The 24,018-nt window shown below is 69.1% G+C and carries 23 protein-coding genes, 1 tRNA gene and 2 pseudogenes; 13 read left to right on the forward strand and 13 right to left on the reverse strand.

Going from position 1 to position 24,018, the window contains the following annotated elements; genetic code table 11:
* Nucleotides 1–52 precede the first annotated feature (52 nt).
* The gene (locus tag AB0I35_RS10985; protein WP_357395629.1) at nt 53–613 is read left to right on the forward strand and encodes a heme-binding protein; all 561 of its coding nucleotides are present in this window, start codon (nt 53–55) and stop codon (nt 611–613) included.
* A gap of 81 nt (nt 614–694) precedes the next feature.
* Nucleotides 695–829: pseudogene (locus tag AB0I35_RS10990) on the forward strand (DM13 domain-containing protein); the annotation flags it as partial.
* Here the strand turns inward: AB0I35_RS10990 and AB0I35_RS10995 are convergent.
* Both AB0I35_RS10995 and AB0I35_RS11000 read right to left on the reverse strand, forming a co-directional pair.
* Nucleotides 830–1,783 (reverse strand): ATP-dependent DNA ligase, encoded by a 954-nt coding sequence (locus AB0I35_RS10995; protein WP_357395631.1) that lies wholly within the window; start codon nt 1,781–1,783, stop codon nt 830–832.
* 65 nt (nt 1,784–1,848) lie between these two features.
* The gene (locus tag AB0I35_RS11000; RefSeq protein WP_357395632.1) at nt 1,849–2,811 is read right to left on the reverse strand and encodes a WYL domain-containing protein; all 963 of its coding nucleotides are present in this window, start codon (nt 2,809–2,811) and stop codon (nt 1,849–1,851) included.
* A gap of 63 nt (nt 2,812–2,874) precedes the next feature.
* Here AB0I35_RS11000 and AB0I35_RS11005 point away from each other — a divergent pair, with 63 nt between their 5' ends.
* The 4 genes from AB0I35_RS11005 to AB0I35_RS11020 all read left to right on the forward strand — a co-directional run bounded on the left by AB0I35_RS11005 (nt 2,875) and on the right by AB0I35_RS11020 (nt 5,907).
* Nucleotides 2,875–4,014 (forward strand): epoxide hydrolase family protein, encoded by a 1,140-nt coding sequence (locus AB0I35_RS11005; protein WP_357395633.1) that lies wholly within the window; start codon nt 2,875–2,877, stop codon nt 4,012–4,014.
* 99 nt (nt 4,015–4,113) lie between these two features.
* The gene (locus AB0I35_RS11010) at nt 4,114–4,458 is read left to right on the forward strand and encodes a cupin domain-containing protein (protein WP_357395635.1); all 345 of its coding nucleotides are present in this window, start codon (nt 4,114–4,116) and stop codon (nt 4,456–4,458) included.
* A 125-nt stretch (nt 4,459–4,583) separates the two neighbouring features.
* Nucleotides 4,584–4,656, forward strand: a tRNA-Glu gene (locus AB0I35_RS11015).
* Nucleotides 4,657–4,761: 105 nt separating this feature from the next.
* The gene (locus tag AB0I35_RS11020; protein ID WP_357395636.1) at nt 4,762–5,907 is read left to right on the forward strand and encodes an acyl-CoA dehydrogenase family protein; all 1,146 of its coding nucleotides are present in this window, start codon (nt 4,762–4,764) and stop codon (nt 5,905–5,907) included.
* Between the two features lie 52 nt (nt 5,908–5,959).
* On the opposite strand, the gene AB0I35_RS11025 is transcribed toward AB0I35_RS11020, so the two are convergent.
* The 7 genes from AB0I35_RS11025 to AB0I35_RS11055 form a co-directional block, all read right to left on the reverse strand.
* Nucleotides 5,960–7,180: a cytochrome P450 gene (locus AB0I35_RS11025; RefSeq protein WP_357395637.1), complete on the reverse strand. Its 1,221-nt coding sequence runs from the start codon at nt 7,178–7,180 to the stop codon at nt 5,960–5,962.
* The gene (locus AB0I35_RS11030) at nt 7,177–8,430 is read right to left on the reverse strand and encodes a cytochrome P450 (protein WP_357395639.1); all 1,254 of its coding nucleotides are present in this window, start codon (nt 8,428–8,430) and stop codon (nt 7,177–7,179) included. The genes AB0I35_RS11025 and AB0I35_RS11030 overlap by 4 nt, the downstream gene beginning before the upstream one ends.
* Nucleotides 8,427–8,993 (reverse strand): ATP/GTP-binding protein, encoded by a 567-nt coding sequence (locus AB0I35_RS11035; RefSeq protein ID WP_067491890.1) that lies wholly within the window; start codon nt 8,991–8,993, stop codon nt 8,427–8,429. The genes AB0I35_RS11030 and AB0I35_RS11035 overlap by 4 nt, the downstream gene beginning before the upstream one ends.
* A 28-nt stretch (nt 8,994–9,021) precedes the next feature.
* Nucleotides 9,022–9,360 (reverse strand): DUF742 domain-containing protein, encoded by a 339-nt coding sequence (locus AB0I35_RS11040; protein WP_225279015.1) that lies wholly within the window; start codon nt 9,358–9,360, stop codon nt 9,022–9,024.
* Entirely contained in the window at nt 9,360–9,767 is a 408-nt protein-coding gene (locus tag AB0I35_RS11045) for a roadblock/LC7 domain-containing protein (protein ID WP_067491837.1), read from the reverse strand. Before AB0I35_RS11045 ends, AB0I35_RS11040 begins: the two co-directional genes overlap by 1 nt.
* Nucleotides 9,764–11,191, reverse strand: coding sequence for an ATP-binding protein (locus tag AB0I35_RS11050; protein ID WP_357395640.1), 1,428 nt, complete (start codon nt 11,189–11,191; stop codon nt 9,764–9,766). Before AB0I35_RS11050 ends, AB0I35_RS11045 begins: the two co-directional genes overlap by 4 nt.
* A gap of 359 nt (nt 11,192–11,550) precedes the next feature.
* A complete protein-coding gene (locus tag AB0I35_RS11055; protein WP_357395642.1) occupies nt 11,551–12,546 on the reverse strand; it encodes a saccharopine dehydrogenase NADP-binding domain-containing protein in 996 nt (331 codons plus the stop codon).
* Between the two features lie 117 nt (nt 12,547–12,663).
* Between AB0I35_RS11055 and AB0I35_RS11060 the strand changes: the two genes are divergently transcribed.
* Nucleotides 12,664–13,554: an AraC family transcriptional regulator gene (locus AB0I35_RS11060; protein WP_357395643.1), complete on the forward strand. Its 891-nt coding sequence runs from the start codon at nt 12,664–12,666 to the stop codon at nt 13,552–13,554.
* Here the strand turns inward: AB0I35_RS11060 and AB0I35_RS11065 are convergent, their stop codons facing one another.
* Entirely contained in the window at nt 13,555–13,719 is a 165-nt protein-coding gene (locus AB0I35_RS11065; RefSeq protein WP_357395644.1) for a hypothetical protein, read from the reverse strand.
* Between the two features lie 54 nt (nt 13,720–13,773).
* Between AB0I35_RS11065 and AB0I35_RS11070 the strand changes: the two genes are divergently transcribed.
* Nucleotides 13,774–14,382, forward strand: coding sequence for a TetR-like C-terminal domain-containing protein (locus tag AB0I35_RS11070; RefSeq protein WP_357395645.1), 609 nt, complete (start codon nt 13,774–13,776; stop codon nt 14,380–14,382).
* On the opposite strand, the gene bla is transcribed toward AB0I35_RS11070, so the two are convergent.
* A complete protein-coding gene (gene bla / locus AB0I35_RS11075; protein WP_357395646.1) occupies nt 14,375–15,301 on the reverse strand; it encodes a class A beta-lactamase in 927 nt (308 codons plus the stop codon). The two genes, AB0I35_RS11070 and bla, sit on opposite strands and share 8 nt — an antisense overlap.
* A 165-nt stretch (nt 15,302–15,466) precedes the next feature.
* On the opposite strand from bla, the gene AB0I35_RS11080 reads away from it, so the two are divergent.
* The 3 genes and pseudogenes from AB0I35_RS11080 to AB0I35_RS11090 form a co-directional block, all read left to right on the forward strand.
* Nucleotides 15,467–16,333 carry a LysR family transcriptional regulator gene (locus AB0I35_RS11080; RefSeq protein ID WP_357395647.1) on the forward strand — a complete coding sequence of 289 codons (867 nt, stop codon included), beginning with the start codon at nt 15,467–15,469 and terminating at the stop codon, nt 16,331–16,333.
* A gap of 49 nt (nt 16,334–16,382) precedes the next feature.
* Nucleotides 16,383–17,318: a serine hydrolase gene (locus tag AB0I35_RS11085; protein WP_357395933.1), complete on the forward strand. Its 936-nt coding sequence runs from the start codon at nt 16,383–16,385 to the stop codon at nt 17,316–17,318.
* Between the two features lie 220 nt (nt 17,319–17,538).
* Nucleotides 17,539–17,760 (forward strand): annotated as a pseudogene (locus AB0I35_RS11090) (hypothetical protein); the annotation flags it as partial.
* A 49-nt stretch (nt 17,761–17,809) separates the two neighbouring features.
* Here the strand turns inward: AB0I35_RS11090 and AB0I35_RS11095 are convergent.
* Nucleotides 17,810–18,025: a hypothetical protein gene (locus tag AB0I35_RS11095; protein WP_357395956.1), complete on the reverse strand. Its 216-nt coding sequence runs from the start codon at nt 18,023–18,025 to the stop codon at nt 17,810–17,812.
* A 5-nt stretch (nt 18,026–18,030) separates the two neighbouring features.
* On the opposite strand from AB0I35_RS11095, the gene AB0I35_RS11100 reads away from it, so the two are divergent.
* Nucleotides 18,031–21,438 (forward strand): arabinosyltransferase domain-containing protein, encoded by a 3,408-nt coding sequence (locus AB0I35_RS11100; protein WP_357395934.1) that lies wholly within the window; start codon nt 18,031–18,033, stop codon nt 21,436–21,438.
* Between the two features lie 72 nt (nt 21,439–21,510).
* Here the strand turns inward: AB0I35_RS11100 and AB0I35_RS11105 are convergent, their stop codons facing one another.
* Nucleotides 21,511–22,551 carry an alpha/beta hydrolase family protein gene (locus tag AB0I35_RS11105; RefSeq protein ID WP_357395648.1) on the reverse strand — a complete coding sequence of 347 codons (1,041 nt, stop codon included), beginning with the start codon at nt 22,549–22,551 and terminating at the stop codon, nt 21,511–21,513.
* Nucleotides 22,552–22,886: 335 nt separating this feature from the next.
* Between AB0I35_RS11105 and AB0I35_RS11110 the strand changes: the two genes are divergently transcribed.
* Nucleotides 22,887–24,014 carry a metallophosphoesterase gene (locus AB0I35_RS11110; RefSeq protein ID WP_357395649.1) on the forward strand — a complete coding sequence of 376 codons (1,128 nt, stop codon included), beginning with the start codon at nt 22,887–22,889 and terminating at the stop codon, nt 24,012–24,014.
* The last annotated feature ends 4 nt before the right edge of the window (nt 24,015–24,018 follow it).

A 24,018-nucleotide genomic window follows, 5' to 3' on the forward strand; every position in this document is an offset into this window, starting at 1 on the left:
ATCACCAGGCCGCGCCGCCGATCCGACGGCCGAGAAATGCTCAGGAGTAGCAATGACCAGCAAGTTCAGCACCCGTAACCGTCTCGTCGTCGCCGGTGCCACCGCCGCCGTCGTCGGCGCGGGCGTCATCGGTGTCGTCACCGTGCAGGCCGCCGATCCCGACCCGGCCACCCGCACCCCCGTCGTCGTCGAGGCGGCCGACAGCAATCTGGCCACCAGCACCCACCTGTCGGTCGCCGCCGCGACCAAGGCCGCCCAGACCGCGCTCGACGCGGCCGCCGCGGAGAACCAGCGGGTGAGCGTGGCCGTGGTCGACCGCAACGGCAATGTGATCGTCACCCTCCGTGGCGACGGCGCGGGCCCGCAGTCCTACGACGCCGCGCAGCAGAAGGCGTTCACCTCCGTCTCGTGGAACGCCCCGACCAGCGAGCTCACCGAGCGGCTCGAGTCCGCACCCCACCTGGCCGACATCGACGGCACCCTCTTCCTCGGTGGCGGCGCCCCGGTGAAGTCGAAGGGCGCGCCCATCGCGGGCATCGGCGTGGCAGGTGCCCCGAGCGGCGATCTCGACGAGAAGTTCGCGCAGGCCGGCGTGGCCGCGCTCGGTAACTGATCCGAGGCTGCGCCCGGCGGACGGACGGAGAATGATGGACCTCGAAGGAGGCATCATGTCCGCACGCCGAGTGCTCTTGGTGCGTTGAAGGGCAACGAGGGCAACCAGAACTACGAGGTGCCCGCCGGGACCGACCTGTCGACGGTGCGTTCGGTCAGCATCTGGTGCGAGCGTTTCCACGTGTCCTTCGGCGCGGCGACGCTCACACCGGTCTGATCATTCCGCGCGGCGGGCGCGGGCGCGGCGTTTACCTTCGTGCATGGCCTGGACCCGGGCGACCGGGATGGTGTGGCCTTCGGCGATCAGGTCGTCCGGAAGGTGTTGTGGTTCAGGCATTTCCGTTACCCACGGGTCCGAGTCACCGAGCAGGTCCGCGACGGTGCGCAGGGTGAAGTCGGCGGGCGTCACGTCGTCGAGGTCCGACCAGGTCAGCGGGAACGACACGGTGACGCCCGGTCGGATCCGCGGGCTGTATGCCGCGGCCACCGTGGCACCGCCGGCGCGGGTGGCATCGAGAAACACCTTCCCGCGCCGGTCTTCACGAATGAAAGCCGTTGTCCCGACGGCAGGATCGATCCGCTCGGCCCGCGCGGCCACCGCCCGCGTCGCCGCCGCCGCATCCTCCACATCGATACCGTCGACCACCGGTACGAACACATGCAGTCCCTTGGACCCACTCGTCTTCACCGCCCCGGCCAACCCGTCCGCCGCCAAGGCCTCCCGGATCAACCGAGCACCCGCCACCGCATCGGCGAACGTCTGCCCCGGTGACGGATCCAGGTCGAGCACGAGATGCGTTGGTGCGGGCGTCGATTCGGCAAGAAACAAGGTCGGGTGATACTCGACCGCCCGCTGATTCCCGAACCACAGCAGCGTCCGCAGATCATCACACAGCGCGTACGTGATCTCCCGTCGCGAACTCTCCGCCCACACGGTCGTCCGCGATACCCACTCCGGCGTGTACTTCGGCAGGTTCTTCTGCATGAACGGCTCCTGGCCCGGTCGCACCCGCACCACCGACAGGGGCCGCCCGCGAAGTGCCCCGAGCAATCGCTGCCCGGCGAACTCCAGGTAGTCGAGCAGGTCACGCTTGCGTGCCTCGGCCCCGTCGAACAACGGCTGATCGAGGTTGGACAGCTCGACCCCGTGACGCACTTCTATTCCCGCCATGGCACCACCCTTCCCCGCCGCCGCTCCGCAGTCAATCACCGCAGCATCCGGGTGGATTCGCGCGCTCACGGCACGGAGGCACCGCCCGCCGCACGGTGAAACCTGGCCGCGAGACGCGCGAAGGCCTCCGCGAGCTCGTCGCCGTCGATCACCTCGATATCGACGTCGAGCTGTGTCATCCACAACGCGAGCCGGTCCGGGTCGTCCGCGCCAAGCTCGACACGGCACGTCGACTCGTCGACCACCTCGATGTCGAGCGGGGCGGGGAACTGCGCGGCGACCTCGACCGCGGGGGCGTGCACGAGCACCCGGGCGCGGTACCGCCAGGTTCCCCTGCTGATCCGTCCGATGACGTACTCGACGACATCGGCGTCCGGGAGCACGCGCGGCGGGAACCGCGCACCCGTCGGTACCGGCGCGACCATGCGGTCGACCCGAAAGACCCGCCAGTCGTCGCGCTCGAGGTCCCACGCGAGCAGGTACCACAGCTGCCCCCAGCTCACCAGCCGTCGCGGTTCGACATGGCGGGCCGCTTCGCCGCCGCCGGGCTTGATGTAGCCGTACCGGAGTCGTTCGCGGCCGCGGATCGCGACGGCGACGGCGCCGAGAACCGAGAGATCGAGCGGCGGCTCGACGCGGGGAACAACGCTCGTCGCCTCGCGGACCGCCGCGACGCGCCGACGCAGTCGCGAGGGCAACACCTGCTCGAGCTTGGCGAGCGCGGTGAGCGCGGTCTCTTCCACTCCGAGTCCCTGGGTGGCGACCGCACCGAGTCCGACGGCGACGGCGACCGCCTCGTCGTCGTCGAGCAACAGCGGGGGCATCGCCGTCCCGGCGGCCAGGCGGTACCCGCCCGCGACGCCGGGCCGCGCGTCCACGGGATAGCCGAGGGCTCGCAGCTTCCCGATATCGGCGCGCACCGTCCTCGTACTCACCGCGAGCCGGTCGGCGAGCTTCGAGCTCGTCCAGTCCCGCTCGAGCTGAAGCAACGACAGCAATTCGAGCAGGCGCGCCGAGGTTTCCAACATCGTCCCGATCATTCCAGCAATCGCGGAAGCTGATCTTCCGCATTACCTGCGAACGTGGGCACCATGACCGACAACACCACGCTCACCCCGTTCCGCATCGATATCCCGCAGGCCGACATCGACGACCTGCGCAACCGCCTGGCACACACGCGCAGGCCGTTCCCCGTGCCGGGCCGAGACGATCGCACCGATTTCCGCCGGGGCATTCCACCGGCGTATCTGATCGAGCTGGCCGAGTACTGGCGCGACGGTTTCGACTGGCGGGCGCAGGAGGCCGAGCTCAACGAGTACGACCAGTGCACGACGGTCGTCGACGGACAGACGTTCCACGTCGTGCACGTGCGGTCGGCGAACCCGCGGGCCGTCCCGCTGATGCTGAACCACGGCTGGCCGGGTTCGTTCGTCGAGTACCAGCGCCTCATCCCGCTGCTGACCGACGAGTTCCACGTGATCGTCCCGTCGCTGCCCGGTTTCGGGTTCTCGACCCCGCTGTCGGGGACAGGCTGGGACCTGACGCGGACGGCGCCGGCCTACGCCGAGATCATGACCCGACTCGGCTACGACCGGTTCGCGGCGCACGGCACCGACATCGGTTCGGGCACCACCGGTCGCCTCGCGACGCTCTACCCGGAGCGGGTCATCGGCACCCATATCGGTGCGGAGCGCCGATGGCTCGGGTTGCTCGGCGACCTCTTCCCGTACCCGCACGGCCTGTCCGACGAGGAGAACGCCGAGATAGCCGCGGTGCGCGCGGAGGTCGCCGCCGATCGCGGGTATCTCGAGATGCAGAACCATCGCCCCGACACGATCGGCGCGGCGCTGGCCGACTCACCGGTCGGTCAGCTCGCGTGGATCGCCGAGAAGTTCAAGACCAGGCGCGCCGACGACCACCGGACGCCGGACGAGTCGGTCGAGCGCGACCAACTCCTCACGAACATCAGCCTCTACTGGTTCACCCGTAGCGGCGAGTCGAGCGCGCAGTTCTACTACGAGTCCGCACACGCCGACATCGACCTGGCGACAACCGAAGTGCCGTCGGGCTGGGCCGTTTTCGACACTCACCCGCTCCTGCGCCGAGCGATCGACCCGGACACAGCGATCGGTCACTGGACGGATTTCACCGAGGGGGGTCACTTTCCCGCCATGGAGGAGCCGGAACTGCTCGCCCACGACCTCCACACCTTCTTCGGCAGCCTTTCCTGAGCGCGCGCCAGTCCGACGGACCGGGACACCCGTCCGCAGTATCGTTGTGACTGCTTGCCGCCCAACGAATCTCGACCGGAAACGGAGTAACCCCAAGCCATGCCCGAAACCGGTGCGGTCACCCGTACGACTCTTCTCGACCAGGTACTGCCGTCCCCACTGGCCCTGCATCGCGTCGAAATCAGGCGCATCACGCTGGCCCCTGACGTCGCCGGTGGCCTTCACGTGCACAACGGCCCGGTCTTCGGCAGCATCGAATCCGGCTCCGCCGTGTACCAGATCGAAGGCGAACCACCAACGATCCTGCGCCCCGGTGATGTGTTCTACGAACCCGCGCACGTCCGTATCCAACGGTTCGACGCACAACAGGACGGCGTCACCTTCCTCGGCTATTTCCTGCTGGCGGCCGACCAGGACGCCGAACTCGAGTTCCCCGAGGCCTGAGCGGCCCGCCGACGGCGCCGTCAGGTCGTCGGCCACCGAGTCGCATCCACCCCCCCGTTTTGGTCGATCGCCCGTCGTCGGCTAAGGTATGTTCCGCGCGGTTCACGCTGATGAACTGCTGTTCTGGCCCCGTCGTCTAGCGGCCTAGGACGCCGCCCTCTCAAGGCGGTAGCGCGGGTTCGAATCCCGTCGGGGCTACAGATGAGCTCCCCGGTCAACAGGCCGGGGAGCTTTTTCGTGTCCGGCACCAAGGCTCGCTTTTCGCGTTGACACCGCACCGCGCGGCGTTCGTACACTGTAGGAATGAAGCGCACCCTCTACACCGAAGACCATGAGGCCTTCCGTGCCTCGGTGGCCGAATTCGTCAAGCGGTCGATCGAACCGAACGCCGAGAAGTTCATCGAACAGCGCTCGATCGACCGCGAAACCTGGTTGGCCGCAGGCGAACTCGGCTACCTCGGGCTCGGTGTTCCGGAGGAATTCGGCGGCAGCGATGCCGGTGACTACCGGTTCAACGCGGTGCTCGGCGAGGAACTGGCCAAGGCCGGCGCGGCGATCTCGTCGTCGTTCGGCATCCACTTCGACGTGTGCGCCCCCTACCTGGTGGAACTGACCACCGACGAGCAGAAGCGGCGCTGGCTGCCGAAGTTCTGCACGGGCGAGCTGATCACGGCCATCGGCATGACCGAACCGTCGGGCGGTTCCGACCTGGCCGCGCTGAAGACCACCGCCGTGCGCGACGGCGACGACTGGATCATCAACGGCTCGAAGACCTTCATCACCAACGGCTTCAACGCCGACCTGGTGATCGTGGCCGCCCGGACCAGCCCGGAGAAGAAGGCCAAGGGCATCACCCTGTTCGCCGTGGAGAATGGCATGGACGGTTTCACCCGTGGCCGCAAACTCGACAAGGTCGGCCAGCCCGAGTCCGACACGGCCGAGCTGTTCTTCGACAACGTGCGCGTCCCCGACGCCAATCGCCTGGGTGAGCTCGACCGCGGCTTCATCACCATGATGCAGATGCTGCCCCAGGAACGCATCGGCGCCGCCGCCTCCAATATCGCCCACGCGGCGGCGATCCTGGACGAGACGCTCGCATACGCCAAGGAGCGCAAGGCCTTCGGGCAGCAGATCGGCAGCTTCCAGTACAACAAATTCCTGTTCGCCGAGCTGGTCACCAAGGTGGAGGTCACGCAGGCGTTCATCGACCAGTGCCTCGCCGCGCACACCACCGGTGAGCTGTCGGCCGTCGACGCCGCCAAGGCCAAATGGTGGTCCGCGCAGGTGCAGAACGAGGTGCTCGACGCCTGCGTGCAGCTGCACGGCGGGTACGGCTACATGCGTGAATACCGGGTGGCGCGGGCCTGGATGGACGCCAGGGTCACCAAGATCTGGGCGGGTTCGAACGAGATCATGAAGGAACTGATCGGCCGCGATCTGGGTCTGTGAAGCAGTGCGTCGCGCCCGGTGAAGCGATCCACCGGGCGCGACGCGACGCCGGTCAGTTCAGGGTGATCGGCAAGGCGGCCAGATCGTTCTGGGTCAGCACCGGCAGGTTGCCGAGCTCGCTGTCGGGCACGGCCAGGCGCAGATTCGGGAAGCGGGCGAACAGCGCGGGCAACGCGATCGCGGCCTCGAGCCGCGACAGTGCCGCACCGGGGCAGATGTGCGGGCCGTAGCCGAAGGCGAGGTGGCGGTTGGCCGTCGAGCGGGTCACGTCGAATTCGTCGGCGGTCTCACCGTGCACGGCGAAGTCACGGCCGACAGCGCGGTAGGACATCACCACACCCTCGCCCTTCGCGATGACGGTCTCGCCCACGGTGATGTCCTCGGTGGCGAACCGCATCAGCAGATGCGAGACGGGCCCGTCCCAGCGCAGCGACTCCTCGATGACCTGCTTCCAGTCCACTTCGCCGGCAAGGACCTTCGCCAGCTGCTCGGGTTCGTTGAGCAGCGCGCGCACGGTGTTGACGATGAGGCTCACGGTGGTCTCGTGCCCGGCGGCGACGAGGGCCTTGATATTGCCGATCGCCTCCTCCTCGGTGAGCGCCTCGCCGCCCTCGTCGGCTACGACGAACGCCGAGGTGAGATCGTCGCCCGGGTCGGCGATCTTCTTGCGCACCTGGTCGGTGAAGTACACGTCGAGCTCGCCGATCACGCGCAGGCGCTCGTCCTGCGGGGTCATCACGGAGAAGAACTTCTTGTACCAGTCGAGCAGCTGGGCGTGGTCCTCGCGGGCGACGCCCATCAGGTCGCCGACCACGCGCATGGGCAGCGGGTAGGCGAATACCTGCTTGAGATCCACCGGGGTGCCGTCGGCACCGGCCGCGGCGAGGTCGTCGAGGAGTTCGGCGGTGAGCGCTTCGATCCGCGGGCGCAGTTCCTCGAGCCGGCGCGGGGCCAGCGCCTGCGCGGTCTTGAGGCGCAGCCTGCGGTGTTCGGCGCCGTCGACGCTGAACATCGAGCGGTCGACGTCGACCATCCCGATCAGCGGCCACTGGTTGCCAACCACGCCGTCGGCGAACAATTTCCAGGCGTTGATGTCCTTGACCAGGCGGGTGTCGGTGGTCAGCTGCCGGGCCAGGGCGTGGTCGGTGACGGTCCACACGGTCACACCCATCAGGTCGATCCGGGTGATCGGCCCCGCGTCACGTAGCCGGGCGGTCTCCCCCGCGAGATCACCGACCATGGGGTCGATGGCGATGGGGCATTGCGAACTCACGAGAAACCTCCGACGGGTCGAACAGGGGTGAAACGAACGGGCAGTGCTTGCATGCCCCGAAGGAAAGCCGAAGGTCGCCGGGTGAGCTGGTCGGCCGGAACCGCCAGATCGACATCGGGGAGCCGGTCGAGCAGCACCTCGATCCCGGTGCGCGCGATGATCTCGGCGATCTGCTGCGCCGGGTACGGGCAGCGGTATTCGCCGTAACTGAACGCGAAGTGCGCGTTGTTGCCGGTGGGCACGGTGTCGCCGTCGGAAAACGACTGGCGCACATGCGGATCGAGATTCGCAGCGGCCAAGCCGAGCAGCAGCATGTCCCCGGCGCGGATGGTGCGGTCGCCCAGGCGGGTATCGCGGGCGGCCCAGCGACCGGCCAGGATGGAGGTCGGCCCCTCTTCCCAGAGCACCTCGTTCATGGCCTGGCCGACGCTGCGCCTGCCGCCACCGAGCGCGGCGGCGAAGCGTTCGTCGGTGAGCATCAGCCGCATCGAGCTGCCGAGCCAGTCGGCGGTGGTGAGATGACCAGCGGCGGCGATCGCCATCAGGTCGTTCATGTACTCCTCGTCGGTGAACGGCTCGGGATCGGCCAGCATCAGCGACGTGAGATCACCGCCGGGGCGCGCCTTCTTGGCGGCGACGAGGCGGGCCATGTGTTCGGCGAAACGCACGTGCCCGGCCTGGGCGTCGGCGCCGCCGTCGGCGAGGGTCTTCATGGTCAGCGCCAGGTCGGCGGCATCGGCGTCGGGCAGGCCGAGGATGCGGCCGAGCGCGAGCACGGGCAGCGGTTCGGCGAATTCGGCGACCAGGTCGGCGGTGCCACGCCCACAGAACCGGTCGACCAGCTGATCGGCGAGTTCCTCACAGGCACGCCGCAATTCGAAGTGGTCGACCGCGTCGAGAGCGGGTTCGACCATGGCCAGGTGGCGGCGGTGTTCGGCACCGGCGGTGAAGTAGATCGACGGCATCGGCCGCCCGACCATCGGCAGCAGCGGCCAGTCCTCGGGCACCCGCCCCCACTGGTTCCACAGCGACACATCGCGCGGGAACAGCACCGGATCGCTGGTCACCTGGTGCAGTTCGCGGTACCCGATCACCAGCCAGGCGGGGAAACCGCCGGGCAGTTCGACGGCGACGACCGGGCCGTGTTCGCGGCGCATCCGCCGGTACACCTCGTGCGGTTCGATATGGAACTCGGGACCGCTCAGCGGGACGGCGCCGGTGACCGGGCAGGCCCCTGCTGGTGTGCTCATGAAACGGTCTCCCCCTGTGGAACAACAGAATACAGATGCTCGATCAGCGCGATGAGTACCTGTTTGCTCGATTCACGCGAGCGGGCGTCACACATCAGCAGCGGGACCGCCGGGTCGAGGTCGAGCGCGTCGCGCACCGCCTCGGGGGCATGTGATTCACCGAAGTCGTTGCAGGCGACCACGAATGGCGTGCCCTGGTGTTCGAGGCGGTCGATGGCGTACCAGGAGTCGGCGATGCGGCGCTGGTCGACGAGCACGATCGCACCGAGCGCACCGGCGAACAACCGGTCCCAGAGGAACCAGAATCGTTGCTGCCCAGGGGCGCCGAACAGATACAGGACATGCTCGTCGTCGATGCTGATGCGGCCGAAGTCGAAGGCGACGGTGGTGGTCGACTTGCCCGGCACGCCGCTCGCGTCGTCGACGCCCACACCCACATCGGTCATCGTCGCCTCGGTGTCGAGGGGGCGGATCTCACTCACCGACCGGACCAATGTCGTTTTACCGACACCGAATCCGCCGATGATGACGATTTTCAACCCGTGCCGCGCCGTGCTGTGCAGCGGCGCCCGTGACCGCTCGGGTACGTCTTCAGAGCCTGCGAAGTCCAACGAGCACCTTCTCGAGGGTGGAAAGATCCAGATTCATCGCCGCCGACAGCGGTGGCCTGATGGTGATCTTGCCCGCGGCGAGCAGATCCGACAGCACAACCGTCGCCACGCCCACCGGCAGCCGCAGTTCGGCCGCGATCTCCACCACGGCGGTCGGCGCCACGCACAGCTCGAGGATCGCGACCTGCTCGGAGGTCATGCCCGCGTTCGGCGCCGATTCGCTGACCACGAGGGTGACCAGGTCGAAGTCGTCGTCGGCGGGCATCCGGCCGCCGGTGAGGGTGTAGAACCTGTCGGGATCGTCGTCGCGGCCGAGCATTACGGCGTCCCTCGGCGCGGCTGTGCGGCGAGGTGTTCGCCGAGCTGCTCGACCAGTTCGTGCATGGTGTGCCCGACCAGGCCCGCGTCGGCGTCCTCGGCGGCGATCACCGCCAAGTGCGCGCCGAGCCCGGCCTCCACCACGAACAGGATGCCGCCGTAGAACTCGGTCATCGACTGGCGGACTCCGCCTCGCCCGTCACCGAATTCGACGGAGGCCCCGTGTGCGAGGCTCTGGAAACCGGCGGCGATCGCGGCGAGCTGGTCGGCGCGGTCGGTGTCGAGTTCCGGGGTGTGGCAGATCTTGAGGCCGTCACCCGAGAGCAGCAGGGCGTGGCGGGTGCGTGGGGTGCGGGCGAGCAGCTTCTCGAGCAACCACCCGAGATTGGTCGCGGCGGTGGTGGTCATCGGTCCTCCTGGGGGTCTGGTGCAGAGGCGGCGCTGCCTGTGCGCGGCTCGGTGCGGGCAGAACGTTGGAAGGCGCCGAGTGCCGATGGCTTCGCCGGCGTCACCTGGGTGGGCGCGGGCGGGGTGAGACCTTCGGGATGGACCTGCGCGAGCGTGCTGCCGCGACGGCGCTTGGGCAGCGCGGGGGTGGTCGCCGCGGGCAAGTGAGCGGACTCGCCTGCGGGTGGTGACACCTGGCGGGCGATGGCGTCGGCCCAGCCGAGGTCGCCGTTCTCGGTGTGCGGTGCCGGACGCGGGGTCGGTGCGTCGAACTGGCCGAGGTTGGTGAGCTGGATGCCGCCGGTGTCGGCACGCTGCGCGGCGGGCGCGGCGTGGCGGCCCGTGTCGCGGCCCCGGCGTTCGGCGCGGGCGGTGAGTTCGCGCGGGACGACGACGACCACCGCCGTGCCACCGATGGCCGAAGGCCGGTACGACACGGTGAGATCGTGCTTGCGCGCGAGGTTTCCGACCACGGCGAGCCCGAGCCGGGTGCCCGAGAGGGAGGCCAGGTCGGCGCCCTTGCCCTTGTGGTCGCGTCCGCTCACGGCGGCCTCGGCGCGGCGCAGGGCCGATTCGCTCATCACCAGACCGCTGTCCTCGATCGTGATGACCACGCCCGCGGGCACTTCCGCCGCGTAGACGTGCACCTCGGTGGTGGGCGGGGAGAAGTTGCAGGCGTTGTCGAGCAGTTCGGCCAGCGCGTGCATCACGCCTTCGGCGGCGTGCCCGGCGATACCGACCTCGGCCACCGCGCGCAATCGCACACGCTGGTATCCGGCGACCCGGCCCATCGCGCCACGCAGGATCGATTCCATCGCAATGGGTTTGGCCCAGCGTCGGCCGGTGCGGGCGCCGCTGAGCACCGCGATGCTGTCGGCGAGGCGGCCGGTCTGGGCGGTGCGGTGGTCGATGTGGAGCAGGTCGGTGAGCACGCGGGGGTCGGCGTGCCGGTGTTCCATCTCGCGCAGTTCGGCGAGCATGCTGGTGGTCATGGCCTGGATACGGCTGGCGGCACCGGCGAACGCCGCGAGCGCGGCGGCACCGCGACGCGAGTTCTCCTGCGCTTCCCAGGCGTAGGCGGAGCTGTGTTCCTCGGCCTTCGCGATGCGCTGTGTCGCCTCGGCGACGGTGGCCGCCAACTGCTGTTCGGCGCGCTGAGCGGCTGCGGCGGAGAGGTCGGCTTTCGCGGTTTGGCGCAGCGCGACGAAAACCGCCGGACAGGCGATCAGCGCCGTGATCAACGCCCCGACCAGCACGGGAACGCCGATGCCAGGGGGCGCGAAAACCACGGTGAGCACGGCGATCACCACGATGACCACTGCGGCGCTCAGCACCACGTACCCCGCCGGTCCCGCTGTCGTGCGGTCCCCCGTCGCGTGCGTCACCGGCCCGACTTCCGCAGTAACCACAGGCCCCCAACCACCAATCCTCGAGCCAAACACGCAGCAAGGCAGCCCGTTTCGATAACGGGGGCGAGCATATCGAGCCCTCGTCCCGACTGCCACTCGAGCAGTCAGGGTTCACCGGTTGTTGACCCGGTGGTCTCTTTCCGCGCTGGTGACAGCCTTGCCGCTGGCGAGCATCACAGCACGCCCGCGCCGGCTATGGCCGCCGCCAAGGACCGTAGCCGAGGCGCGTTGGGGGCACGCTCGACCACTCGGGTGCCCGCTTACGCGTGCCGCGGGCGACGAGCGCCAGGGCGGTCACCGTCGCGAGGAAGGCGACCGCCCGGCGTCGGGTTTGTTCAGCCGAGCGACCAGGTCATGCCGAATTCGCCCAGTGCGTCGAGAAATTCGACCGGATCGAACAGTTCGGCCGGTGACTGCGCGCCCGGTTTCGCGCCCGCGCCGATGCGGGTCGCTACCGCCACCGCGAGCTGGGCGCTGTTGCGGTACGTGTCGGGCCCGCTGCCAATGCCGCGCAGCGTTTTTCCGTCGCGGTGGAGGTCGACCACCATCGAGTACGGCGCCGGGGCGGAGGGTGTTTCGGGCGCGCGTTCCAAGTCGGCCTCGGTGACGGTGCCGACCATCGCGAAGATCTCCTTCGCCAGCACACCTTCCACCGAAGCGGCCGCGGTGTGGCGCGGGATCGTGACCACGGCCGGCTGTGGGAACTTCACCACCGCGACAGGGTCGGTGGCGCCGGGCAGGAGCAGCGCGTCCCGGCGCGGCTGGGGGCCGGTGCGGAATTCGCCGTCGGACCAGGACAGACCACCACTGGTGAAGACGTCCAGATTGCGCAGCACCGTGCGCATACTGCCACGTGAACCCTCACCACCGGGTGCGACGACATGGCTGAGCACGATTTCGTCGGCGCCGCCGAGCCGCCGCGCGCCGAGGTGGGCGAGCAGGTCACCGAACACGCCTGCCTCTGTGACAGCCGTGACCAGCGTGACGCCTGCGGCCTCGGCGAGCGGCCCGTATTCGTCGAACACCTTGCGGGCGAACAGTTGTTCGCCCGCGACATCCACATAGCTCGCGCCCGCGGCGACGGCGGCGCGCAGCACGCCCTCACCGGTTCCGGTGTAGTCGGGCAGGGTGCTGATGACCACGTCGGCGCCGGTGAAGGCGGCGACAAGCGCGGAGTGGTCGTCGGCCGCGGCGGCCCGGGCAGGTACGCCGAAGTCCGTCAGCCGCTGCGCGTTACGCCCCACGACCACGGTGTCGATTCCACGGCGCCCCAGTTCCGCCACCACGAAACGGCCGACATGTCCACTGGCCCCGTACACGGCGATCTTCATGTCCTGCTCCTTGTTCATTCGGTTGATGAACTCAGCGTATGGGCAGGAGTCAGGACGTGAAATCATCCAGAGTCCATAGAAGATATCCATCCGTCTTCGGCAGTATCGTCTCCGGTTATGGATCTGCTCAGCGATGTCCTGGCCACCGCACGCACCGGCGACCCGGCGTCAGGGATGTTCGTGCGGCACGCGCCGTGGGGCCGCAGATATCCGCTGATGGAAGGTGCCGGTTTCCATGTCGTCCTGCAGGGTTCGTGCTGGCTCACCAGGGCGGGGGCCGAACCCATCGCGCTCGGTACGGGGGACGCGGTGCTGATGCCGCGCGGGGTCGCGCACGGTCTGGTCGATCAGCTCACCAGCACATTCACCGAGACCGCGGGACCCGACGACGTCCGCGTGGTCGACGGCCCCGGTGCCGCTTGCACCCTGCTGTGCGGGTCGTATCACCTGGCCGCCGATCGCACCCATCCATTGCTGGCGGAATTGCCCGAGGTGGTGCATATTCCCGCCCGGCTCGGCACGCACGCGTCGTTGCGCGCCGCCGTCGACCTGCTCGCCGCCGAACTCACCGACGCCCGCCCCGGTGCCGACGCGGCCGTCCCACCGCTGCTCGACCTGCTCCTGCTCTACCTGTTGCGCGCCTGGCTCGCCGAGAGCACGACCCACGACACCGCACGGTGGTCGGTGGCGTTCACCGACCCCGAACTGTCACGTGCGCTGCGGGCCGTGCACGACGACCCTGGTCACAACTGGACCGTCGAATCGCTCGGCGCCCGTGCGGGTTTGAGCCGGGCCGCGTTCGCCAAACGATTCACCACCATGCTCGGCGAACCGCCGCTGGCCTACCTCACCCGCTGGCGAATGCTCACCGCCGCCCGGCTCCTGCGCGAAACCGACCACCCACTGGCCACCATCGCCGGGCGCACCGGCTACAGCTCCGAATACGCGTTCGGCAAAGCCTTCAAACGTGAATACGGTGTGGCCCCCGGCCGGTACCGCGCAGGGTGATCAGTCGAGCACCGCGGTCGCCTCGACCTCGACCAGCAGGTCGGGTTCACCCAGTGCCGCCACGCCGCCGGCCAGGAAGACCAGGCGTGAGCCGGTCGCGATCGACAGCTGTCGGTACACATCGGGCTTGGGCAGTCCGTCCGGATTGATCAGTTCCACGGTCATGGTCGCTCCCATCGTCGATGCCATAACCATAACGCTGTTATGTAATGTGGCGCCATGGGTAGAACGCGGAATCCGGCGGTGCGGTCGATGTTGATCGAGCGGGCTGCGCAGATGGTCGCGGCGCGTGAACCGGTGACGCTGCGTGGGCTCGTCGCCGGGACCGAGGTGTCGACGATGGCCGTCTACACCTATTTCGACGGGATCGACGGGTTGTGGCGAGCGGTGCGGCAGGAGGGTTTCACGCGGTTGGCCGCGCGCCTCGCCCAGGTACCCGACACCGGCGATCCCGTGCGCGACCTGGCCGCCCTCGGCAGGGCTTACCTCGCCAACGCACTGGCCGAACCGGATCTGTACCGGGTGATGTTCGACGCCGGTTTCGAACTCGAGGACGCGCCGGCCGCCGATGCGACGTTGGAACGGCTGGTGGCGGCCGTGGCGAGGGCCCGCGACCTCGGCCGCTTCCGGGCCGAGGTCGACCCCCTCGAACTGGCGACGCAGAGCTGGGTGATCGGGCACGGGCTGGCCGCGCTGGTGGCGACCGGCCCGTTGCCCGCCGAGGCGCTCGCCAACGGCATCCCGATGCTCACCGCGTTGTTCGTCGGAGCAGGCGACGACCCACAGCTGTGCGCCCGTTCCGTGCGAGCGGGGTGGCAGGTCAATTGAGCTGGGCGACCGCCGCTTTCGCCGCCTCGGCCAGGAGTTCGTTGGACGGTTCGGCGTTCTGCTCGGATTTCGTCGACAGGACCGCGAGCACCAGGGGCGGGCGGTTCGGGGGCCAGGCGATAGCCACGTCGAGGGCCGAACCGTAGGCGGGGGTGCCGGTCTTGTCGCCGACGGTCCAGTCGGCGGGTAGACCCGCCTTGATGCGTTTGCCGCCGGTGGTGTTGGCCTTCAGCCAGTCGGCGAGCTGGGTGCGTTCGGGTTCGGCGAGGGCATCGCCGAGGACGAGGGCACGGTAGTCGGCGGCCAGGGCGGCCGGGGTGGTGGTGTCGCGTTCGTCGCCGGGGATGGCGGTGTTGAGTTCGGTTTCCCAGCGGTCAAGGCGTGTCACGTTGTCACCGAGCGTACGCAGGAACGCCGTGAAACCCGCTGGACCGCCGAGCAGTCGGAGCACCAGGTTGCCCGCTGTGTTGTCGGAGAGGGTAATGGTGGCCTGGCAGAGGGCCGCTACGGTCATGCCGGTGTCGACGTGCTTCTCGGTTTCGGGTGAGAACTCGACCAGGTCGGCGGCGGTGTAGTGGATGACCTGGTCGAAGTAACCGGTCGAGAGTGGATGCGCCTGCAGGAGGGCGCCACAGGCCAGACCCTTGAAGGTGGAGGCGATGGGGAAACGTTCGTCGGCCCGGTAGGCGACGGTGGCGCCGGTTCCGGTGTCGGTGACCGAGAGACCCAGGCGTGCACTGTATTTCGATTCCAATGCGGCGTACTGGGTGGTGTCGGCGGACGAGGTGCCCGGCGCGGCCGAGGTGTCGCTCGGGGCCGCGGGTTCGGAGGAGCACGCGGTGAAGGTCAGCGTGGCGACCGCGAGTGCGGCGGCCGCGAGCCGTCTGCGGATCGGGTGCTCGGTAGCGGAGGAAATCACCGTTGCACCACACCATCGCGGGCGGGGGCGCGGCCAATACCGGATGCCGTCCGCCGCGAGTCGTGATCGATATCGCCGCAGTTCACGTGCGGTATCCGAGGCGATGCGCTGGGCACTTCGTCCGGTTCGGGCGAGTCGTCGCGTGACCGCTGGTTCAATGGCCCCATGGACCTGCTGCGCCACCTCCGGTTCTTCGTCGCCGTCGCGGACGAGGGCCATTTCGGGCGGGCGGCAGCGGCACTCGACATGACCCAACCACCGCTGTCCCAGGGTTTGCGCCGCCTCGAACAGCACCTCGACATCGAGCTCGTCCACCGGACCACCCAGGGTGCCGTGCTCACCCCGGCGGGCAGGCAGTTGCTGCCGCGCGCCCGGTTGCTCGTCGACGACGCCGATCGCCTGCTCGCCGAATCCCGGCGCATCGCCCAGCTCAGCGGCACCACCCGCTTCGCGGCGGCCACTGCCCTGCCGGACCGCGTGGTCACCGCCTGCGTCACCGCGTTGCGGCCGGCGGACGGCACGGTGTCGACCACGATCGGCAGCACCGTCGACCTCGTCGCCGACGTGCGCTCGGGCATCTGCGATGTCGCGGTGATCGAACACCCGGCCCTGGTCGACGGCGTCGAAGCGGGCCCTATCGTGAAACTCCCCCGCTGGCTGGTCGTTCCCGCCGGTCACCGCACCACCACCACCGAACGCCCCACGTTTCCCATGCTCACCGGCCTGCACTTCGCCCATCCCCCGCGTCCGGCCAACCCACCCGCTTACGACGCGCTCCTCGATCTGCTGCGTGAACGCGGCCTCGACACTCCGTCGCTGCCCGCTCCCGACGACCGCGCTGTGCTGGCAGCGGTAGCCGCCGGAACCAGCTTCGGTCTCACCACCACCCCACCCACTCCCACGCCGGGCGTCGCGTGGTTGACCTTGGCGCCGCAGTCGGTCGCGTTGCGGGTCAGGGTGATTCGGCGGACTGATACCCGCGGACAGGCGGACGTGCTGGATCGCGTGCTGTACCGGGAGCGGTTGCGGTGACGGTGCGCAGCGATCGTCGGTGGAGCGCGCGGTGAGCCGGTCGTTCGACATGCTGCGTGCGCAGTCGGGATTCGTGGCTGCCGACCGGGCTGTCCCGACGGCCGCGGACAGGATCCGGGCGGTGTTCGCGGATGCCGGGTGCAGTGGGTGGCTGCATGCGCGGCGGTGTGACGGTTCGGCGGCGGAGATCTCGGTGGGTGGGCGGGATCGGGTGGTGATGGCGTCGGTGTACAAGTTGCTGTTGTGCGTGGCGTTCTATCGCGAGGTGGACCGCGGTGGCATCGATCCGGCGGGCAGGCTCACCATCGACCCCGCCGACTGCACCCCGGGCCCGACCGGTATTGCCGCACTGCACGATCCGATCACATTGAGCCGTCGCGATCTGGTGACCTCGATGATGACGGTGTCCGACAACGCGGCCGCCGACGTTCTCCTCGGTGAACTCGGGCTGGCCGCCGTCACCGACCTGGCCGCCGAACTCGGCCTCACCGAAACCCGGGTCGTCGGTGGCACCGCCGATCAGCATCGAAGCCTGGTGCGCGACACCGACACCCACAGCACAGCCGAGGCGTTCGCGGCACTGACCGACAACGACGAGGCGTGGACGGTGTCGGCCTACGACCCGGCCTACGCCAGCGCGACCACTCCCGAGGAGATGACGCGCCTGCTGTGGCTGCTCTGGTCGGGCCGCGTGTTGTGCACGGAGAGCACCGAATTCGTGCGGGCGGTCATGCGCAACCAGATCTGGCCGCATCGTGTCGCTGCCGGGTTCCCACATCGCGGTGTCGTGGTCGCAGGCAAGACCGGCACCGTCGGCATCATCCGCAACGAGGTCGCGGTCGTCGAATTCCCCGGCGAAATCCCGGTCGCCGTCGCGGTCTTCACCCGCGCCGCTCGCGCCGACCCCGCCCTTCCCGTCGTCGACGCCGCCATCGCCGAGGCCGCCCGCATCGCCGTCACCGAACTCCGCCGCCCCATCCCCTGACCCTCCTGGACTGCCGATCGTCACGCGCTGGCGGCGTTCGGCTCTCGGGGGATGCCGCCATCGGAGCGTGATGATCTCGAAGTGACTGGGTGCGAGCCGGTTCGACGGCCTAGCATCGTCATTCGTGGGTGGAGATTCCGGCTTCGGCCGAGCGAAAATTGGTGGGATCGTGGCGGGGGCGCTCGGATTGTTGCTGGCGGTTCTCGTCCCGCTGCTTCCCGTGCAGCAACAGCGGGCGAGCCTGGATTGGCCGCAGGACAAGTCGCTGCAGGTCAGCGCGCCGCTCGTGGACTACGTGCCGCTGAGCCTCGATCTACGCATCCCCTGCACCGCCCTGCGAGGTTTCACCGGCGGAACCGTCCTGTCCACCGTCCCACCCCAAGCTCCCCGAGCAGGCTCCAAGGGCCTGGTCGCCCGCGTCGAGGACCGCCCCGACCAGGGCCGCACGCTGTCAATGGTGTTGCGCGACCGCCTGTTGCTGAACGTCCCCCTCACCAGCCTCCCGACCGGTCCCGCAGCGCCTGGGGTAGGAGGAGCACCCTTGCCCTCGGCGCCCGCCGCACCTTTGGAAGCGCCACGGGGAGCACCGTCGGCAGCGCCATCAGGAGCACCGCCGGCAGCACCGTCACAAGCGCCACCGGCAGCACCGTCAGCAGCACCATCGGGAGCGCCGTCAGCAGCACCGGTGGGGGCGCCGGCAGCACCATCGGCAGTGCCTGAGAGTGGCCTGGCGCCAGGCGCGGCGGACGGTGGCTGTGCGCTTGTCGTCTTCTCCGATGCGGGGCGCACCAGTGCCGAGATCGTCGGAGTGGCGGACCGCGGCGGCGCGGTGATGCGGACGGCTGTGCAGGGGGATGTGCGGCCGCAGGTTGTGGGTGTGTTCACCGAACTCGATCGAGGGCGGCTCGGTGACGCGCGGTTGCATGCCGAGATCGATGCGCGGTTCTCGTCGAGTCCGAGTGGGTGGAAGCTGGCGGCGATCATCGGTGCGGTGCTGTGCACGCTGGTGTCGCTGATCTGCTTGCACCGCAGCGACCTTCGCGACGGCAGGCGCACCCGCCGCTTACTTCCGATGGGCTGGTGGCGGTTTCGCGCGGTCGACGCGACCGTTGCGGGCGTGCTGGTCGTGTGGCATGTGATCGGGGCGAACAGTTCCGACGACGGGTACATCCTCACGATGGCCCGGTCCGCGCGCGAGGCCGGGTATACGGCCAACTACTACCGGTGGTTCCAGGTGGCGGAGGCGCCGTTCGGCTGGCCGTACGAGGTGCTCGCCTGGATGAGCAGGGTCAGCGAGGCAGGCGTGTGGATGCGGTTGCCCGCTTTGCTCGCCGGACTCGTGTGCTGGCTGTTGCTCAGCCGGGAAGTGCTGCCCCGCTTGGGCATTGCCGCGAACCGCTGGGCGGTGTGGACGGGTGCGCTGGTGTTCCTCTCGATCTGGCTGCCGTACAACAACGGTCTGCGTCCGGAACCCTTGATCGCCGTCGGGGTGCTGGTGACCTGGTGCTCGATGGAGCGCGCGGTGGCGACCAGGCGTCTGCTGCCGGCTGCCGTCGCGGTGCTCGTCGCCGCGTTCTCCTTGGCCGCCGGTCCCACCGGATTGATCTGCACGGCAGCGCTTATGGCCGCTTCACGCCCGGTTCTGCGCACCATCGTCGCCCGCTCCGGCTCCACACCGAGCGGGTACGCCACTCTGCTCGCACCGATCGCCGCCGCCGGAACACTCGTTCTGGTTGTGGTCTTCGCCGACCAGACCCTGGCGACCGTTCTCGAAGCCACCCGCGTGCGCCAGCTCGTGGGCCCCGACATGTCCTGGTTCGAGGAACGCACCCGCTGGGACACCCTGCTGTCGGTGAACCCCGACGGTTCCCTCGCCCGGCGCTTCGGCATCCTCGCCATGCTGCTGTGCCTGATCATCGGCGTCCTCACCACCCTGCGCCACGGGCGCGTCCCCCGCACCGCCCGCGGGCCGGTAAACCGCCTGCTCGTAGTGGTTTTCCTGGCACTGCTGCTGATGATGTTCACCCCCACCAAGTGGACCCACCACTTCGGCGTGTACGCGGGCCTGGCCGCCGCCCTCGCCGCTGTCACCGCAGTCGCTCTGAGCCGCAGGATCATTCACGCCGCATACGTCCGCACCCTCTTCACCGCGGCGGTCCTGTTCCTCCTCGCGGTAAGCCTCACCGGCTCCAACGGTTGGTGGTACGTCTCGGGCTACGGCGTCCCCTGGCCGGACCGCGCCCCCGACCTCGGCAGTGTAAGCCTGTCCACCCTCGCCCTCACCGCCACCACAGCAACCCTCCTACTCGCGCTCTACCAGTACTACCGCGAGCCCCGCCCACACGAACACGGCACCCGGACACCCACTGGCGACCACAACAGCCAACCGCGCACGCCCGAGGGCGAGACCCTGCGAGGCTCCGCCGAGCACGACAGCGCCCCCGCCGATTCCCTCCGCGACGGCCATTCACCATCACCCGACCACGACGACCAGCCGACGGCGGACTACCCGCGCACATCCGAGAGGGGCAACCCAGTCGTCGACAAGCGTGGTGCAGCACTTCTCGACACCGAGAACGGCGGTGATCCTCGAGCATCGGGGGCCGACAGGAGGGTGCCGTTTGCTGGGAAGTGGGCTGCGGCTGGTCGTTTCAAGGTCGCCCCGGTTGCGCCGCTGAGCCTCGTAGCGGCAGCGCTGGTGCTCTTCGAGGTGGGTTCGCTCGCCTCGGCGGCGATCTCGCAGTACCCCGCCTACTCGGTCGGCCTGTCGAACCTGCGTGCCCTCACCGGCAACCCCTGCGCCATGGCCGACGACGTCCTGGTCGAAACCAACACCGCCGACTCCCTGCTCACCCCGTACACCGGCACCGTCGCCGACAGCCTCACCGCCGAGAACACCGGTTTCACCCCGAACGGCGTGGGCAGCCTCGCCCCGGACCCCGGCCCCGGCCAGTCGTCCGCACCACCCTCCGGCTCCGGTCCCGGCGGTGGAGGGCCGGGTAGCGGCCCCGGCGGCGCACCGAATGGCGGGGCAGCCGGTTCCCCACCAGGTGGTGGACCCAGCGGTGGCGCACCTGCCGCCCCAGGCGGCCCAGCACCCAGTGGCAGCGCAGGGCCCAGCAGCATCGGCCCGAGTGGCAGCGCGCCCACCGGACCGAATGGAGCCACGGCCGGTCCTCCGCAAGGAAGCCCCAGCGGAGGAGGACCCGGTGGCGGCCCCAGCGGCCCAGCACCTGGAAGTCCAGCACCCAGCAGCGCGCCTGGTGGCGGCGCAGGGCCGTACGGGACAGGGATTGCCGGTGTCAACGGGAGTACCGTGGCGCTTCCGTTCGGGCTTGCTCCGGAGCGGACGCCGGTTCTCGGTAGCTACGCCGTGGGAGAGCCTCGTGCCAGCAAGCTGGTCACCCAGTGGTTCCGGATGGATCTCGCAGCGGTGCGGCGTGATCCTGCTTACCGGGTGTTGATCCTCACCGTTGCCGGACGCATCGAAGGAATGGGGCCTGACGGGGCGCCCATGCCGGGACAGCGGCTCCGCGTGGAGTTCGGTCGGGAGGCCGGGGGAACGTTCTCGCTGTTGGGCGAAGCGACCCCGCCGAGTGTGGGCGGTGCACCGGGGTGGCGGAATCTTCCAGTCGCACTGGATCGGATTCCGGTGGGCACCAATGCTGTTCGCCTCATCACCGAGGGCGACCCCGATCCGATGCAGTGGGTAGCACTCACCCCACCACGCCTGCCGAAGCTGACAACGCTCAACACGATGGTCGGCGAAGAGAACCCGGTGCTCGCGGATTGGCATGTGGGACTGGCCTTCCCCTGCCAGCGCCCCTTCGATCATCGAGCAGGCGTGGCCGAGATGCCGATCTGGCGCATCCTCCCCGACAAACTCAACGCCCAGGTCTCCGAAACCTGGCAGGGCGACACCGGCGGCGGCCCCCTCGGCTGGACCGGCATGCTCATGCGATCACAGACCATCCCGTCCTACCTGGCCGACGACTGGACCCGCGACTGGGGCGAACTCCAACGCCTCACCCGCCTGATCACCGCACCCCCCGCCGAGATCACCATCGACACCGAACCCACCTGGGGCTGGTCGACCGACGCACCGATCAGAACCAACTGACCGCAAGCACGACCAGCCGAAACGACAACCGCCGCTGTCCAGACGGACAGCGGCGGTTGGATGTGGGACAACCTACTTCGGCGGTGCACCACCGGCCGGCGGCTCCGCACCGGGAGCACCCGGGGGCGCGGCAGCGGCGGGCGGCTTGGCACCCGCGGGCAGGGGCTTGCCGATGTGGGGTGCCATGTCCGGCATCAACCGGATCGCCACCTGCTCCCAGGTGCCCCAGTTGTGGATACCGATGTCGGGGAAGTCGTAACTCACGTTGGTGTAACCCAGTGCGGTGAGCCGCTTTTCGAACGAGCGGGTGTTGGCGAGGGCGATCGCTTCCAGCGGCATGCCCTGGGTGATCGCGTCGATGGACGACAGATCCTGATCGGCGGGCTTGGCGCTACCGGCCGAGATGTAGAGGCGGGTGTTGTTCGCGATCAGCTTCTCGGCGAACCCGTAAGGGTCCATCCGTCGCCACTTCTCGCTGCCCGCGGGCGCCATCGCCTCGATGTTGTACCCGCCGCTGGCGATCATGGCCGCACCGAGCGCCTCCCGCATGCCGGGCATCGACATGTGCAGGTACCCCGACAGCGATCCCGCATAGCTGAACTGCTCCGGGTAGTAGGCCGCCATCAACAGCGCCGCGCTGCCACCACTGGACAGCCCAAGCACACCGTTGCGCGTGGAACTGAACCCCAACCGCGACTTCAAGGCCTCGGGCAGCGTCTTGGTGATGAAGGTTTCCCACTGGTAGGCGGTGGTTTTGCCCTGGGTGTCCTCCCAGCCACCGATGGCCGAACCGGAATCGGCGCTCGGCAGCATCGACCCGTCGGGGTTCACCCCGTTGAAACTGCTCGGCTGCTCCCAGTCGGCGTAGAAGCTGGACTGCCCGCCGACCGGCATCACCACATTGATGTTGAACTTCGCCATCTGCGCCGGGATGGAGGTGTGCTTCTCCCAGCCGTTCAGGTCGTTTTCGGCGCGTTCACCGTCGAGCAGGTACACCACCCGGTCGGTGTTGCCGTCGGCCGCGCGCACGATGCGCGTGTTGATGGTGCCCATCGACGACTCGACCGCGAAGTCGATCGCATTCGGATCGGCGTCGCCGCTCGCGGGAACCATCGTCCCGAACGGCAGCAACACCGCCGCCGTGACCCCGATCAGGGTCCGCCGGACCCGCCCGGATCGGCGCGCAGGCGCCCCTCCCCCGTTTACGCCACGCATGTTCGACCTTTCACTGACGCGGCCACGCCGCTCCCCACACGACCCGCCCCCACGGCGATGTCCTGCCGCGCAGCATAGCGCGCCCCGCTGCCACCGGCACATACCGAATTACGGTGCGACGCAGCCCCCTTCATCAGCCTGGGCTTTCACCACGGCACCGGTGGCGATCCGGGCGCTACGCTGGTGGGGAAATTCGTGCCGCGACCCTGGCGGCCCCTGCAGAACGGGACCCCGTGAAGCTCGCTGTACGCCTGATGTTCGTGCTGATCCCAGCCTTGCTGCTGGCCCTGCCCTGGTGGACCCTTGTCTGGGCACCCACCGGCGGCACCGGAACGCTGTTCTGGATCGGGACCGCCGCCGCCGCACTCCTGCTCGCCGGCCTGCCGGTGGCGATGTTCCTCGGGCACGGCCCGGCCCAATCCGACCCGGCGGTGATCGTCGGTGATGCCCTGCTCGGGGTGTCGTGGGTGTTCTTCGCCTGGTCGGTCATCGGCGTGTTCGTGCGCGGCGCGCTGACGGTGATCGGCGTCGACGACCCCGCCCGCCCGGTCGCGGCCGGGGTGGCGATCACCGCGCTCGCCCTCACCGGCTGGGGCGTGTACGAGGCGCGCCGGGTGCCACGCGTGCGCACGGTCGACGTGGCAATCCGCGGCCTCGCCCCCGGTCTCGACGGTCTGCGGATGGTTGTCGTCACCGACACCCACTACGCCGCGCTGAACCGCGTGCGCTGGTCGGAGAAGGTGGTCGACGTAGTGAACGGCCTCGAACCCGACATCGCCTGCCACGCCGGTGATCTCGCCGACGGCTCGGTCGAGAAACGCCAGACCCAGGTCGACCCGCTCGGCAAGGTGGTCGCACCGCTCGGCCGCTTCTACATCACCGGCAATCACGAGTACTTCGGCGACGCACAGGGCTGGATCGATTACATGGCCGCCCTCGGCTGGCAGCCACTGCACAACGAACACCGCACCCTCACCCGCGACGGCGACCGCCTGGTCATCGCCGGAATCGACGATCCGACCGGGCGCGGCCTCCCCGGTCACGGCCCCGATCTGCCCGCCGCCCTCACCGGTGCCGACCCCGACCTGCCGGTGGTGCTGCTGGCCCACCAGCCCAAGCAGATCGCCGACGCCGTCGCGGCCGGGGTGGCCCTGCAGATCTCCGGGCACACCCACGGCGGCCAGATCTGGCCGTTCCACTACCTGGTGCGACTGGACCAGCCGGTAGTGGCCGGGCTGAGCAGGCACGCGAACAACACCCAGCTCTACACCAGCCGCGGCACCGGGTTCTGGGGCCCGCCACTGCGGGTGTTCGCACCCAGCGAGATCACCGTTCTGGTGCTCCACCCGGAGCCCGCCTGAACGG

This window comes from Nocardia sp. NPDC050378 (assembly GCF_040655675.1).
Taxonomy (GTDB): Bacteria; Actinomycetota; Actinomycetes; order Mycobacteriales; family Mycobacteriaceae; genus Nocardia; species Nocardia coubleae.